Source organism: Streptomyces sp. CB02261, from assembly GCF_001905665.1.
Taxonomy (GTDB): domain Bacteria; phylum Actinomycetota; class Actinomycetes; order Streptomycetales; family Streptomycetaceae; genus Streptomyces.
The window spans coordinates 252,515-266,554 of sequence record NZ_LIVX01000008.1 but is presented as its reverse complement, the minus strand read 5'-3'; the positions used below and the strand labels follow the sequence as shown (position 1 = coordinate 266,554).

The following is a 14,040-nucleotide window of genomic DNA, read 5'->3' as shown; positions in this document are numbered from 1 at the left end:
CGCCCGGCCGTGAGGGCCGGGCGGGTTCGCGCGTGCGGCGCTCGTCAGGCGGGCCGTGAGGGCCGGGTCACGCGGCGGACCACGAGCGGAACTGCCGCAGACCGTAGAGGAGCGGTGGCCGGTCCTGCTCCTGCCGGATGGTGCGGGCCTCGCCGAAGACCGTGACGTGGTCGCCGGTCCGGTGCGTCAGGGTCACCTCGCAGTCGGCGATCGTGTGCGCGTCCCGGAGCAGATGCGGTCCCGCCGCCTCCGGGGGCCGCTCCCAGGGGATCAGGGCGAAGCGCTCCGGGTCACCGGAGGCGAACAGCTCGGCCGCCTCCCGCGCCCCGTCGTGCAGCAGGTTCACGGTGAACCCGCCGGTGTCGAGGACCGCCCGGAGGGTCGGGCTGCCGGCGCGCAGGCACACCAGCAGGGTCGGCGGCTCCAGGGAGACGCTGCAGAGCGAGGAGCAGGTCATCCCGCGCGGGGTGCCGTCGAGATCCGCGCAGGTGACGATGCACACGCCGGTGGGGAAGCCGCTCATCATCGCCCGGAACCCACCGGCGGTGGCGTGCGGAGCGGGCGGGGTCCGGACCGCGGGATCGGTCATCGGCTGCTGCTTTCTGTCGTCGTGAGGGGAAGGGGCTCGGCACGTGGCGCGCGCTCCCCACGGTCGAGGAGATCCAGCAGCGGGCCCGTCATGGCCGTGGTCACCAGCGCCATCACCGTCAGGGCCAGCATCATGGCGGCCGACAGGATGCCCGCCGTGTAGCCCGCCTGGACGACGACGAGTTCGGTCAGCCCACGGGTGTTCATGAGGATGGCGATCCGTCCGGCCAGTCGGGGCGGCCGGCCGTCGAGGCGGGCCCCGACGTACGAACCGACGCCCTTGCCGAGGCAGCCGAGCGCGATGGTCCAGGCGATCAGCGTCCAGGAAGCGGCGGGGGACACGTCGTCGAGCAGCGCGATCCCCGAGACCACGAAGAAGGTGGGGACGAGCGCCCGACCGGCCCGGGACAGGTCCGTGACCACCCGCGTCCAGGGCTCGGACCCGCCCCCCGGGACGGCGAAGCCGACCATGGCGGCACCGAGGATGGCGGTCATCCCGAGGTCCTTCATGGTGAGCGCCACCGCGAGGGCGGCGGCGCCGAGGAGGACCGCGGCGAGGACGGGGAGCCGTGCGGCCCCGCGCCGCGCCGCCCCGGTGCGCAGGACCCAGCCCAGGACGGCCGCGCAGGCGAGACCCAGCGCGATCGCGCCGAGGCAGCGCAGGAGCCCCGCGCCGTCGCCGGACGCGAGGGCGACCGAGGCGGTGAACAGGAGCCAGGCGACGGCGTCGATGACGATCGCGGAGGTCATCGCCACCCGGCCCGCCGTCGAGTGGGACATCCCGCGCTCCGTGAGGATCCTGGCGAGCACGGGGACCGCCGTGACGGACATCGCCACCGAGACCATCAGGGCGAAGGCCGGCAGCGGCGCGTTCCCGCGGGCGGCCGCGTCGTCCGTGAGCTGGACCCAGCCGACGAGCAGGAGGCCGGTGAAGAGCGGCGCCAGCAGGGCGCCCAGGGTCAGTGCCGTCGCGCCGCGGCGCTCCGGCCCGGAGGGCCCGGCCCGCAGTTCATGGGCCAGGCCGACCAGATAGAACACCAGGCCCGCCTCGGCGACGAGGCCGACGAGGTGCAGGACGGGCTCCGGCAGCATCGTGTCGAAGGCCGGCCGGCCCGCCAGCGCGAGCGCGGCGGGGCCGGCGAGCAGGCCCAGGGTCACCTCCCCGACGACCACCGGCTGGCGCACCAGCCGCGCGGCCCAGCGGCCCGCGTAGGCGATCAGCGCCACCACGCCGAGGACCGCTACGGCGTGGGGGATCCGGGGCCACAGATTGAGGACGTCCATGACAGAGAGTCCCTTCCCGTCCGGCGCCGTCAGCCCAGCCGGGTGAAGTAGTCGTAGGCCCTCGGCAGCACCTTGACCAGGCTCTCGGTCTTCTCCCTGATCAGCTCGAACTCCCGGCGCGCGGCAGCTCCGTCGGAGAGGGCGAGCGCCGGGGAGGGCGCGAGGTCGATCCCGCCCATGCCCAGCAGGATGCACATGTACGAGTACGCGGGAAGGCCGTGGTAGTACGGGTAGATCGACTCGCTGTCGGGCAGCTGGACCTTCCACTTCTCGATCCGCTCGGCCAGCGAGTCCGGTATGGCGCGGGTCTTGGCGTCGCGCCAGTACTGGGTGTCCGTGCGCTTGGCCGCCACGTAGTGCAGCACCAGGAACTCCCGTACACCGTCCATCACGTGGGAGACGGCGTCGTTGTAGACGTCGCGGTGGACCGGGTTCCAGTCCTCGCCCGGGAAGTTCTTGGCGAGCTGCTCGATGGCGTGGTGGATGAAGAAGATGCCGGTCGACTCCAGGGGCTCGACGAAGCCGCTGGACAGACCGATCGCCACGCAGTTCCTCACCCACGAGTTCCTGCTGCGGCCGATCCGCATGCGGATGTGGTTGGCCTCGACGTCGGCCGCGGCCGGCCCCACGAACTCCCGCAGGGTGCGCTCGGCGTCCTCCGGGGACAGGTAGTCCTTGGCGTACACGTACCCGGTGCCGACCCGGCCGGTCAGCGGAATGGTCCAGATCCACCCGGCGTCCTGTGCCGTCGCGGTGGTGCACGGGCGGATGCCGCGCCGCTCCATGTCCATGGGCACCTGGAGGGCGACCGCGCTGTCGTTGGGCAGCGTGTCCTGGTAGGAGATGAACGGCTCCTCCAGGGCCTGGTTGAGCAGCACGCCGCGGAAGCCGGTGCAGTCGATGTAGAGGTCACCGGTGATGTCGCCGTGCTCCGCGGTGCGCACCGCGGAGATCCAGCCGCGCTCGTCGAGCTCGACCTTGGTCACGTCGTCGACGACGTGCCGCACGCCCCGCTCCACCGAATAGCGGGTGAGGTACTTGGCCAGGAGCGCGGCCTCGAACTGGTAGGCGTAGGGGAACTGCGTCTTCCCCTGGTGCTCGGACATCGTGAGACCCTGCATCTCGTTCCCGCCCTCGACGAAGGGCTGGTCGATGAGGGTGCCGTCCTGGTGCCGGGGGCTCAGTCCGGCGTCGATGACCGACGCCATGACGAAGCAGTCCTTGTCGAAGCGGTCGGTCGGCCCGTTCTTGAGCCACCAGTCGGTCAGCGGGAAGCCGTTGACGGACCGCATCTGCTCGAACGGGTGGTAGAAGTAGTGTCCCGGCTCGCGCCAGTTCTCGAAGCGCACGGCCAGCTTGTACGTGGCGTTGCACGCCGGCATCCAGTCCTTCTCCTTGAGTCCGAGGAACTCGAAGAAGTGACGGATGTCGCTGAACGTGGCCTCGCCGACACCGACCGCTCCGACGGTTCCCGATTCGACGAGGGTGATGTCGATACGGTCCCCGAACGCGGCCTTGAAGTACGAGGCGGTCATCCAGCCGGCTGTTCCGCCGCCCACGATCACAACTCTGTTGAGCACGACGACTCCTTCGGTGGGAAGTTTGGGATGGCGCCACCGAAGAACGACTCTAGGTCGGGAATGAAGCGAGTACGAGGTCTTTCAGTGCCCGCCGAATATCGCAGGCGAGACCTGTCGGACCACCCGTTCGGACCACGCAATTGACGCGTTGTCAGTATCGTGTCAGGTATTCCCGGCAGACTGCCGGGAATACTTGTCATGAGGGCCTGAGTAGGTTCGGAGTGACACCTGTAGGTTTTTTCTTTCAGGTGAAAGCCGCAGGTGACAGCGGGTGTCCGGTCATACTGGTGAGCGATGTCCCGGCGAGCGAGGTGGTATTTCCCTATGCCCGTCGAACTCGCGCATGATGTCCCATGTCCGCGTGCTGACATGGGGGTTCCGACTGTGGAAATCAATGTTCTCGGCCCGCTTTTTCTCGCTCACGGCGGGAAGCGGTACACGATGACCTCGCAGCGGGCGAGCGTCGTCCTCACGATGCTCGCGCTGTCCCCCGGGGTGCCGATCACCGCAGACCAGTTGGTGGACGAGCTCTGGGCCGACCAGCCCATGGCCAACGCGCGCAACGCGCTCCAGGCCAACGTCCGCCGGCTGCGCAAACTGCTGCAGGCGGTGACGGACCGCGACGGAGCCGAACTCCTGCGGACCGCCGGCAACGGCTATCTGCTCGACACCCCGGCCGACTCCGTGGACGCCCACCGCTTCCTGGACCTCGCCGGCACCGGCGCCGAACTGGCCGCGACGGACCCCGCCCGCGCCATCGACACCCTGGAGGCCGCCCTCGCCCTGTGGCGCGGCCCCGCCCTCCTCGACACCTGCGAGGGCATGCGCTGCCGGATCCAGGCGGCCCACCTGGAGGAACGCCGCATCACGGCCTACGAGGACCTCACCGCGGCCAGACTCTCCGTCGACGCGGCCCGGGTGCCCGTCTCCGAACTGCGCCAGCTGGCCGCCGAGCACTCCGGCCGGGAGCGGCTGAGCGAACTGCTGATGCTGGCGCTCTACCGGGACGGCCGCCAGGCGGAGGCCCTCGAGGTCTTCCACGGCGCGCGCCGCCGCCTCGCCGGCGACCTCGGCCTCGAACCCGGCCGCGCCCTCCACCACGCCTACGAGGCGATCCTCCGGCAGGACGAGACGCTCGGCGAGCCGCGCCGCGTCCTCGCGCGCTCGGCCCCCGCACTGGCCTGAGCCCCCCGCCGACGGCCCCCCCGCGGCCCCGCGCCGCCGACATGGACGGTGTCAGTCCCCCCTGTTAGCGTGGCGATCTCCCCGGGGTCGTCCGCCGGGGGACGACCGCAGGGGCCGGCACACACGGGGGACAGGTGAACGTCGAGTTACGCCACGCCAGAGTCGTGACCGCCATCGACCGCGCGGGGAGCATCTCGAAGGCCGCGGTCGAGCTGAGCCTCCCGCAGTCGAGCCTCACCGCGCAGCTGCGCCGCATCGAGAAGGCCGTCGGCGGCGAACTCTTCGTCAGGACCCGCTCCGGGGTGACCCCCACGCCGCTCGGCGAGCGTCTCATCCCCATGCTGGCCGACCTGACCCGGCAGGCCGACCTCGTGATCGCCGAGGCCAGCGCGTACACCTCGGACGTCTTCCGGTTCGGGAACACGGAATGGACGCCTCCGTCGCTGCGCGCCGTGCTCCAGGCGGCGCTGCCCGTCGCCGAGGTGCGGACCGAGACCCTCGACCCCGCAGCGGCCGTGGCGGCGGTGCGCGTCGGCGCGCTCGACGCGGCGCTCGTGACCGGCACGCCGGGGACCGCCTCCGCGGGGCACCTCGAACCGCCCCTGTCCGGCGCGGTCGTCGTACGGGAGCCGGTCTGGCTCGCGGTGCCCCCGCGGCACCCGCTGGCCGGCCGGAGCGTCGTCGACGTGCGGGACCTGGCCGGACTCCGGTGGATCCGGTACGCCCGCGACCACTGGTTCCACCCCATCGAGAAGCAGCTGTTCGCCAGGGTCGCGGGCGACGACCCGGAGGTGCTGCACCACGTCGACGGCCACCACGAGGCCATGAACTGGGTCCGGGACGCCGACGCGGCGGCGCTCACCACCCCCACGGGGGCGACCCGGGAGGTGACCCTGGTGCCGATCAGGGACACCGAGCGCACCGAGCTGCTCCTGGTGTGGCGGGGGGACGCGCTCACCGAGTCCATACGGCGCGGCCTCCTCGAGACGGTCCGCCGCTACTACCGCGACTACGCGCGGACCATCCCCCGGTACTGGCCGTGGATCACCGACCATCCGGGGGACTTCGCCGAGCTGGGCCCCTTCGGCCCCACCGCCCCGTGAGCGGACGTCAGGGCGCGGCCGGCGCCCCCGTGGGCGGGACCCGCAGGGCGAGCCGGACCGGCACCAGCGTGGCCGCCACGGTCAGCGCGGTGACGAAGCCGACGATCGCGAGGTAGATCCACAGCGGGCCGCCGGGCAGCCACGAGCCGTCGAGCGCGAGCCGGAACGGGACCAGCGTCGCGGCGGCCACCAGGGAGCCGAGGACGGTCCCCATCACCGCCACGAGCAGCGCCTCGATCGTCATCATCCGCATCACCTGGCCCGTGGTGGCCCCCACGAGACGCTGGAGCGCGAACTCCTCGCGCCGCTCGGAAGCGGCCACCACCAGGGTGTTGACCAGGGAGATCATCGCGTACCCGATGATGGTGCCGGCCAGCAGGAAGTTGATCCAGGCATCGGCCGACGCACCCCCGGAGGCGGCTCGCGGGGCAGCGGCGACGACGACCGCCGAGCTCCCGTCCGTACGGCCCACCGCGACGGCGGGGGAGGCGTGCGCGTCCGTACGGACCGGGGTGGCGTCCGTACGCGCCGGGGCCACGGCGACGGTGGCATGCGCGTCCGTACGCGCCGGGGTCACGGCGACCGTGGCGTGGGCGTCCGTACGGCCCGGGATCACGGCGACCGTCGCGTTGCCGGCCGTACGAGTCGGCGGGACGGAGGCAGGGACGGAGGCAGGGACGTTCACCTCCGTACGCGACGCCGGGGTGACGGCGACGGGGGCGCTCGTGACCGTGTCGGTCGCGCGGGCGTCCCGGGCCGACGCGTCCTGGGTCGTCTGGAGGTAGAGCAGACCCGTGGCGAGCCCCGTCGCCAGCATCACCGGAGTGACCGCACCGGCCGTCCTGACCGCGCGGGCCCGGACGTTGTCGGAGGCGAGGCGGCAGGACGGGCCGGGCAGGACGCGCAGCGGCGGCCGCAGCACCGCGATCAGCGCCCGGGTGAGCCCCGGCGCGACCAGCGCGATGCCGGAGGCCCAGAGCATCGCGGTCGGACCCGCCGTGCTCGCGGCGACCGACCCCGGCATCACCAGTGCGGTGACCAGGGCCAGGGCGGTGCCGCCGGCGAGGCAGAGCAGCGCGAACACCAGACGCGGCGCGCTCATCCAGCGGCGCTGCAGCCCCGCCTCGGCGAGGGCGGCGGCGGGCCGGATCAGCGCGGCGCGGCGCGAGGCGATCCAGGCGGCGGCCACGGCCGCCAGCAGGGCCGCCCCGGCGGCGATGCCCAGCGGGATCCAGCCGGCGCGGTAGGGGATCTCCGGCGAGACCATCCCGCCCTCGGCGAACCGCTCCAGCATCAGCCGTCCCGCGGCGTGACCGGGTGCCAGGGCGAGCGCGGTCGCGAGCGCCCCGACCACCAGCGTCTCGGACACCACCAGGAGACGGATCTGACCGGGCAGCGAGCCGACCGCCCGCAGCAGGGCCATCTCCCGCATGCGCTGCTGGACGAGCACGGCGAGCGTGGAACCGACGACGAACACCACCACCATGACGGCGATCCCGCCGAACACGGCGGAGAGCGACACCAGCCGGGTCGCCTCCTGCTCGATCGGCGAGAACAGGACGACGGCGTGACCGCCGTCCGCCCGCCGCGGCGGGGCGGAGGCCCGGATGCCGGTCTCCATCAGACCGCCGCACGCGGCGACGATGACGGCTCCGAGGAACAGGGCGACGAAGGAGGCGACGAAGCCGCTCTTGCGGAAGCGCAGGGTGCGCAGGGCCAGACCGAACATCAGACCGATCCTCCGGGGGCGTGGACGCCGGGACGCTCGCCCCACGCGCCGAGATGGATCATGCGCTCGGCGATCGTGTCGGCGGTCGCGCCGTGCAGCTCGTCCACGATCCGCCCGTCGGCCAGGAAGACGACCCGGTCGGCGTGGGAGGCGGCCACCGGGTCGTGCGTCACCACGATGGCCGTCCGCCCGCCGTCGCGCACCGCGGAGCGCAGCAGCCGCAGCACCTCGAGGGCGGTGTGGGTGTCGAGCGCGCCGGTCGGCTCGTCACCGAAGATGACGGCCGGTTCCGTGATCAGCGCGCGGGCGATCGCGACCCGCTGCCGCTGACCGCCGGAGAGCTCGTCCGGCCGGCGCCGGCCGCGGTCACCGAGGCCCACCTGCTCCAGCACCCGCGCCACACTGCCGGGTTCGGGCCGGCGGCTCGCCAGGCGCAGGGGCAGGGTGACGTTGTCCTCGACGGTCAGCGCGGGCAGCAGGTTGTACGACTGGAAGACGAAGCCGATGCGCTCGCGGCGGAGCTTGGTCAGGTTCCGCTCGCTCATGCCGGTCAGCTCGACACCGTCCAGGACCACCGACCCGGACGTCGGGCGGTCGAGCCCCGCCGCGCACTGGAGCAGGGTGGTCTTGCCCGATCCGGAGGGACCCATCACGGCGGTGAAGGTGCCGCGCCGGAAGCCGATCGACACGTCGTCGAGGGCGACCACGCCCGTGCGTTCGGCGCCGTACGCCCGGCGCACCCTGCTGAGGACGACGACCTCGTCGGCACCGCGCTGCGGCGTGCTGTTCATGGATGGGTCTCCCTGGTGCCGGTGCAGATGGTTCGTGGTGTGGTCGTGGTGGGGCCGGGGACGCCGGCCGGTCCGTCCGGGGCCGGGACGGCGGCTCCCTCATCCCTCGTCGACGCTGCGCAGCATGAACTCGACGGCGCACAGCCGGTCGGTGAGCTCCCTGAGCGTCCGGTGCAGCGACTCCTGTCGCGCCACGGACTCCTCGGCGAGGACGCGGTACTGGGCCATCGCGGCGCCGTCCGCGCGGTGTCTCTGCAGGACGAAGTAGGCGACCGTGCTCGTACTGAGACCGAGCACCACGATGAACGTGATGAGGATGGCGATGAGCCCGCCGTTCATGTCGTCGCTTCCCTTCGACTCGTGAGGTGCTCCGCGCGCCGGAGCGGCGCCGGGCACAGCCGTACGTCCACGTCCGCGCCCCGCGCGCGCGGGCCGAGCGCCGCCACGGCGAGCACCCCGCGCGGCCCGGCGAACGGCGCCGCGACGGAGTGCCAGGTGTACGGCTCCGTGACCGCCCGCTCGGCCCGCGGCGGGGCGTCCGGGGCGGGCAGCGGCAGCAGTCGGCGGACCGGGGCCGGCGGCCACCGGTGCGGCAGCGGACCGGGCCGTTCGAGCCCGCCCGAGTCCAGACCGGTGCCGTAGGCCTTGCCCATCGCCTCCTTGTGCGTCCACAGCCAGAAGAACGCCAGGTCCCGCTCCGCCTCGGGGCGGTCGCGCACCCACGCGGCCTCCGCGGCGGGGAACCACCGGGCGGCGAGCTGTACGGCGGCCACCCGGCGGGGGACCTCGACGTCGACGCCGACGGGCCCCACGTACGACAGGGCGAGCGCGGCGAGCCCGCGGCCGTGGCTGAGGCTCACCCACAGCCCGTCGCCCAGACCGGACAGCAGCGGCCGGCCCGCGTGATCGTGCCCCAGCCGCAGCGAGCCCGGGGTCACCCCGCAGACCCGGGTCGCCGCCCTCAGCAGCGCGGCACGCGAGGCCGCGGCGTCCAGACCCGGGGTGGGCGTGACGACGACGGTGATCCTGCGGGGCAGGAGGCGGTGGCGGGGGCGGCGGTTCAAGCCTTCTCCAGCGGGGCGGGCGGGCGCGGAGGTGTCGATCGATCACCTTGACGCGAACGGCCGCCCACGGCCAGGTGTTTCAGCGGACGCCGAACAACGCAGCCCACAGCGCTGCGGCAACACCGTCCCGGCCCGCATCAGTTGCTCGTCAGTTCCGTGTCAGCGCAGCCGAGAAAACTCCTCACCATCAGCTGCGTCAACACTTGGAGGCGAAAATGACCAGCACGGTCGCGATCACCACCGAACAGCGTGCCGAGATCAAGGAGATCGTCTGCGAGATCCTCGAGATCGAGCCGGCCGAGGTCACGGACACGAGCCTCTTCAAGGAGGACCACAACGCCGACTCGCTCGGCGCGATCGAGATCCTCTCCTCCCTGGAGCGCACCTTCCACATCGAGATCGACCAGACCGAGCTCACCCGGATGGTCAACCTCGACGGCGTGGTCGCCGTCGTCCAGGAAAACCTGACCGCGTAGCGCCCCGCACGGATCCCGACAGAGCCGACAGAGGGGACAGCGATGAGCAGTGAGCGCCGGCCGCACCGGGTCGTCGTCACCGGCCTGGGGACGGTGACCAGCATCGGCACCTCGGCCACCGAGTTCCTGACCGGGCTGCGTACCGGACGCAGCGGGGTCAAGCCGATCACGGCCTTCGACACGACCGGATACGCGTACGCCAACGGCTGTGAGATCGAGGGCTTCGACCCGTCCGAGTGGATCGAGCGCGTGGATCCCGGAGAGCTGGGCCGGGCCGGCCAGTTCTCGGTGGCCGCGGCCAGGATGGCCGTGTCCGACGCCGGAATGGGCCTGGAGGAGCTGCGCGCCCGCAGGGTGCTCGTCTCCGTCGGCACCACCGACGGGGAGTCGCACGACCTCGACGGCCTGATGGAGAGCCAGCTCGCCACCGGGCCCGAACACCTGGACCCGGTCGTGGCGCGCCGGTCCGGCGCGGGGATGCTGTCGAGCAGCATCGTCCGCGAGCTGGAGCTGCGGGACGTGGAGGCGGTCACCATCCCCACCGCCTGCGCCGCCGGCAACTACGCCATCGGCTCCGGCTTCGACGCGATCCGGTCGGGTGAGGTCGACGTCGCCCTGTCGGGCGGTGCCGACGCCGTGTGCCGCAAGACGTTCACCGGCTTCTACCGGCTCGGCACCATCGCACCCGACGTGTGCCGGCCGTTCGACGCCGACCGGCAGGGCATCCTCACCGGGGAGGGGGCCGGCATCCTGTTCCTGGAGAGCCTGGAATCGGCCCTCGCCCGCGGTGCCCGGATCTACGCCGAGATCCTCGGCTACGGTCTGAACTGCGACGCCCACCACCCGGTCGCCCCGGACCGGGACAGCCTCGCCGCCTGTATCGAGCTGGCCCACCGCAACGCCGGGGTCAAGCCCGAGGACATCGACTTCATCTCGGCGCACGGCACCGGGACGAAGGCCAACGACGTCACCGAGGCGGGAGCCATCCGCCAGGTGTTCGCCGACCCCCCGCCCACGGTGTCCATCAAGTCCATGCTCGGCCACACCATGGGGGCCGCCAGCGCCCTCGCCTCGGCCGCCTGCGCCCTCGCCATCACCGAGGGGTTCATCCCGCCGACCATCAACCACCGGCGGACCGACCCCGAGTGCGGCCTGGACCCGGTGCCCAACGAGGCGCGCCCCGCCGACGTGCGCATCGTGCAGAACAACGCGCTCGCCTTCGCCGGCAACAACGCCGTGGTGATCCTCGGCCGGTACGAGCCGGACGCCGCCGACCGGTCCGCCCCGGACGCCGCCGACCGGTCCGCACCCGGAACCGCCGGCCGCCCGTACGAACCGGAAACGGCCGCATGACGGCCCTGACCCCGCGGCTGCGCCGGCCCGCCACGCACGACGACCCGCTGCGGGTGCTCCTGCTGCACGGTCTCGGCGGCCGGCCCTCGGTCTGGGACCCGTTCGCGGCCCGTGCCGACGGACGCCTCGAACTGTGGGACGTGGAACTGCCCTGGCGGGCCATGGCCGACAGCGAGGGCTGGGGCTCCCTGCCCCAGCCCGCCGAGTGCCTCGTCGAGCTGCTCCAGGAGCCCTACGACGCGGTCGTGGCCCACTCGTACGCCGCCAACCTGCTCACCGAGGCCGGGGCCGCGGGGCTCGTCGCACCCCGGCCCACCGTCCTGGTCAGCCCGTTCTACCGGTCCAGTCCCCGGGACTTCGACTGGTCGGTGATCTCGTACTACCTCAACGACTTCCACCGCGTCTTCGAGGAGGCGCTGGAGGTCGGCGAGACCCAGCGGTTCGCCAAGACGCACCGGGACTGGATGGCGCTGCGGCTGCGCGACCAGATCGGCCCGTACGGCTGGATGCGGTTCTTCGAGTCGTATCTGCGCACCCCCTTCCTCGACCTGGCCGCCGTCCGCTCCCCGCTGCTCGTGCTGTCCGGCGAGAAGGACATCGCGGCGCGGGCGGAGGACGGCCGGGCCCTCGCCGCGGCCGTGCCCGGCGCCCGCTTCGAACTCCTCGACGGCTGCCGGCACTTCCCCATGGTGGAGGACCCGGACCGCGTCACCCGCCTCGTGCACGACTTCCTCGCCGTAGGACCCCGTCCGGCGCGGCACGCCGCCGCAGCCCCCGTTCCCCGACTGGAGATGACATGACCAGCAGCACGGCCGCCACCACGGACGGCAGCACCCGCCTGGAGATCCGGCCCCGCTACGAGGGGTCCAACATCTGCACCTGGATCGGTTTCAAGCACGTCAACTACATGGTCGAGGAAGCCGTCTACGACCACCTGCGGCAGCGCGGCTTCCCCGCCGGGGAGCTGTACGAGCGGTACGGCCTCGGTGTCGACATCACCGACCTCGACACCAAGATCCTCACCGCCTTCCACATCGACAGCGTCGCGTCCGCCGTCGTCCGGCCCGCCCCCGGCAAGGGCGACGGGCTGCGCCTCGTCGTCGAGATGACGACCGAGCGTGACGGCGAGCCTGTGAAGGCCGTCGTCTCCAAGGTCGCCGTCCAGCTGCGCTTCGACCCGCGGGGCCACGAGGCCGAGGAGGCGCCGGCCGAGCTCGCGGAGTACGTCGTCGACCGGCTCGGCGCCGGCGCCGAGGCGATCCCGGTACCGGCGGGCACGGACCCGCTGGAGCAGCTGACCGCGGGCCGCAACGCCTTCGGCTGGGCCTGGCGGATGCCGTACTTCTACTGCCACTTCACCGAGCGCGTGCAGATGTCCGGCTACCTGCGGCAGATGGAGGAGGTCGTCGACCTCTTCCTGGAGGACCGCGGGGTGTCGATCAAGACCCTCCTCGACGAGCAGGACTGGATCCCCGTCGTCCCGCACTCGCGGATCACCGTCCTCGACGAGGCCCGCATGGAGGAGACGCTCTACACCGTCTTCACCGTCGAGAACGTCTTCAAGCGCTACACGTACACCGCCCGCATGGACACCTACGTGCTCCGCGACGGCGTCCTCGTCCCCACCACCACCGGCCGCATCACCCACGGCTGGGCCGTCATCGAGAACCGCGCCGACTGGAGCCTCGTCGACTTCGACGACCGTCTGATCAACGCGCTCAACGGCAAGGCGGGCAAGGCGGTCGGCCGGGGGACGGCATGACCGCGGCGGACGTCGCGAGCCGCCCGGCCGGATCCACCGACCGGACCGGGCCCGGGGACGAACTGGTCTTCACCGCCTGGTCGTCGGTCTCCCCGTACGGCATGGAGGCGGCCGCGTACGCCGAGGGGATCCGGGTCGCGGCGAGCGCGCTCGCCGACCTGGACCCCGAGGCCTTCCCCGGCCCCTACCGGCAGGGCGCGCTCGTTCCGGACTTCACCGCGGCGGGCGCCCTCGGCAAGAAGGGGACCCGCACCATGGACCGGGTCACCGCGCTCGCCGTCTCCACCTTCGGCAGCCTCCTCGACGCGTGCGGCCCCGCCCTCGTCGAGCGCCCGGAGAGCGTCGCCCTCGTGCTCGGCACCGGGTCGGGCAGCGTCCAGAGCATCATGGACTTCACCCGCGACTCGCTCACGGGGGACCGCCCCTATCTCGTCGACCCGGCCCGCTTCCCCAACACGGTGATGAACAGGGCGGCCGGCCAGAGCGCCATCTGGCACGGCATCAAGGGCCCCAACACCACCGTCGCGGGCGGCTGGCTGACCGGGCTGCTCGTCCTCGGCTACGCCGGCCGGCTGTACCGGGGCGGACACTGCGAGCGGGTGCTGTGCGGGGTCGCCGAGGAGTACTCGGAGCAGCGCGCCTGGCTGGAGTGGCACGCCGCCGACGGCGACGCGCGCATCCCGCTCGGCGAGGGCGGCGCGGCCTGGCTCCTCGAATCCGCCGACGCCGCGCGGGCGGCGGGCCGCACCCCGCTCGCCCGGCTGCGGGGCACCCGGTTCCGCGCGTACCACCGGCCCGACGAGGCCGCCGACGCCCTGACCCGGTGCGTCCGCGCCCTCCTCGACGAGGCCGGCGCCGACCCGGCGGACGTCCGCCACGTCGTGCCGCTCGGCACCGAGGGCGAGGAGGACGCCGTGCGGGAGGCCCTGCCGGCCGGTCACGAGCCCGAGTGGATCCACTGCCGGCCGCTGCTCGGCGACACCTCGGCCGCCGCGACCGGCTTCCAGACCGCGGCCGTCCTCGCCCTCGCGGCCGGGGGCGGACTGCCGGCCGGACAGCTCGCGCTCGTCACCGGCATCGACCGGGACGGCACGGTCGGCTGCGCGCTGCTGAGCGGATGAGGAG

14 protein-coding genes are annotated in these 14,040 nt (G+C 72.8%); 7 read left to right on the top strand and 7 right to left on the bottom strand.

Features of this window, described 5'->3' with window-relative positions; genetic code table 11:
- Window positions 1-67: 67 nt before the first annotated feature.
- From AMK29_RS26380 to AMK29_RS26370, 3 genes are read right to left on the bottom strand one after another with little or no spacing between them, the layout of a single operon-like run.
- Window positions 68-589: a flavin reductase family protein gene (locus AMK29_RS26380; protein WP_073817700.1), complete on the bottom strand. Its 522-nt coding sequence runs from the start codon at window positions 587-589 to the stop codon at window positions 68-70.
- Window positions 586-1,872, bottom strand: a complete 1,287-nt coding sequence (locus tag AMK29_RS26375; RefSeq protein ID WP_073817697.1) for a cation:proton antiporter — start codon at window positions 1,870-1,872, stop codon at window positions 586-588. The genes AMK29_RS26380 and AMK29_RS26375 overlap by 4 nt, the downstream gene beginning before the upstream one ends.
- A 29-nt stretch (window positions 1,873-1,901) precedes the next feature.
- Window positions 1,902-3,452, bottom strand: coding sequence for a tryptophan halogenase family protein (locus AMK29_RS26370; RefSeq protein ID WP_073817696.1), 1,551 nt, complete (start codon window positions 3,450-3,452; stop codon window positions 1,902-1,904).
- A gap of 441 nt (window positions 3,453-3,893) precedes the next feature.
- Here AMK29_RS26370 and AMK29_RS26365 point away from each other — a divergent pair, with 441 nt between their 5' ends.
- Both AMK29_RS26365 and AMK29_RS26360 read left to right on the top strand, forming a co-directional pair.
- The gene (locus AMK29_RS26365; protein WP_073817693.1) at window positions 3,894-4,637 is read left to right on the top strand and encodes an AfsR/SARP family transcriptional regulator; all 744 of its coding nucleotides are present in this window, start codon (window positions 3,894-3,896) and stop codon (window positions 4,635-4,637) included.
- Between the two features lie 134 nt (window positions 4,638-4,771).
- Window positions 4,772-5,740: a LysR family transcriptional regulator gene (locus tag AMK29_RS26360; RefSeq protein WP_073817692.1), complete on the top strand. Its 969-nt coding sequence runs from the start codon at window positions 4,772-4,774 to the stop codon at window positions 5,738-5,740.
- 7 nt (window positions 5,741-5,747) lie between these two features.
- Here the strand turns inward: AMK29_RS26360 and AMK29_RS26355 are convergent, their stop codons facing one another.
- From AMK29_RS26355 to AMK29_RS26340, 4 genes are all read right to left on the bottom strand, one after another.
- Window positions 5,748-7,469 (bottom strand): FtsX-like permease family protein, encoded by a 1,722-nt coding sequence (locus tag AMK29_RS26355; protein ID WP_073817689.1) that lies wholly within the window; start codon window positions 7,467-7,469, stop codon window positions 5,748-5,750.
- Window positions 7,469-8,260 carry an ABC transporter ATP-binding protein gene (locus tag AMK29_RS26350; protein ID WP_073817687.1) on the bottom strand — a complete coding sequence of 264 codons (792 nt, stop codon included), beginning with the start codon at window positions 8,258-8,260 and terminating at the stop codon, window positions 7,469-7,471. Before AMK29_RS26350 ends, AMK29_RS26355 begins: the two co-directional genes overlap by 1 nt.
- Before the next feature lie 99 nt (window positions 8,261-8,359).
- The gene (locus AMK29_RS26345) at window positions 8,360-8,599 is read right to left on the bottom strand and encodes a hypothetical protein (RefSeq protein ID WP_073817685.1); all 240 of its coding nucleotides are present in this window, start codon (window positions 8,597-8,599) and stop codon (window positions 8,360-8,362) included.
- On the bottom strand, window positions 8,596-9,324 hold the full coding sequence (locus tag AMK29_RS26340) for a 4'-phosphopantetheinyl transferase family protein (protein WP_073817683.1): 729 nt from the start codon (window positions 9,322-9,324) through the stop codon (window positions 8,596-8,598). Before AMK29_RS26340 ends, AMK29_RS26345 begins: the two co-directional genes overlap by 4 nt.
- 215 nt (window positions 9,325-9,539) lie before the next feature.
- On the opposite strand from AMK29_RS26340, the gene AMK29_RS26335 reads away from it, so the two are divergent.
- The 5 genes from AMK29_RS26335 to AMK29_RS26315 are packed head-to-tail and all read left to right on the top strand — an operon-like array spanning window position 9,540 to window position 14,036.
- A complete protein-coding gene (locus AMK29_RS26335; protein WP_032767733.1) occupies window positions 9,540-9,800 on the top strand; it encodes an acyl carrier protein in 261 nt (86 codons plus the stop codon).
- Between the two features lie 42 nt (window positions 9,801-9,842).
- Window positions 9,843-11,153 (top strand): beta-ketoacyl-[acyl-carrier-protein] synthase family protein, encoded by a 1,311-nt coding sequence (locus AMK29_RS26330; RefSeq protein ID WP_073817680.1) that lies wholly within the window; start codon window positions 9,843-9,845, stop codon window positions 11,151-11,153.
- Complete coding sequence (locus AMK29_RS26325) at window positions 11,150-11,953, top strand: alpha/beta fold hydrolase (protein WP_073817678.1); 804 nt, start codon at window positions 11,150-11,152, stop codon at window positions 11,951-11,953. Before AMK29_RS26330 ends, AMK29_RS26325 begins: the two co-directional genes overlap by 4 nt.
- The gene (locus AMK29_RS26320; RefSeq protein ID WP_073817675.1) at window positions 11,950-12,915 is read left to right on the top strand and encodes a hypothetical protein; all 966 of its coding nucleotides are present in this window, start codon (window positions 11,950-11,952) and stop codon (window positions 12,913-12,915) included. Before AMK29_RS26325 ends, AMK29_RS26320 begins: the two co-directional genes overlap by 4 nt.
- Window positions 12,912-14,036: a beta-ketoacyl synthase N-terminal-like domain-containing protein gene (locus AMK29_RS26315; protein ID WP_079197148.1), complete on the top strand. Its 1,125-nt coding sequence runs from the start codon at window positions 12,912-12,914 to the stop codon at window positions 14,034-14,036. Before AMK29_RS26320 ends, AMK29_RS26315 begins: the two co-directional genes overlap by 4 nt.
- The last annotated feature ends 4 nt before the right edge of the window (window positions 14,037-14,040 follow it).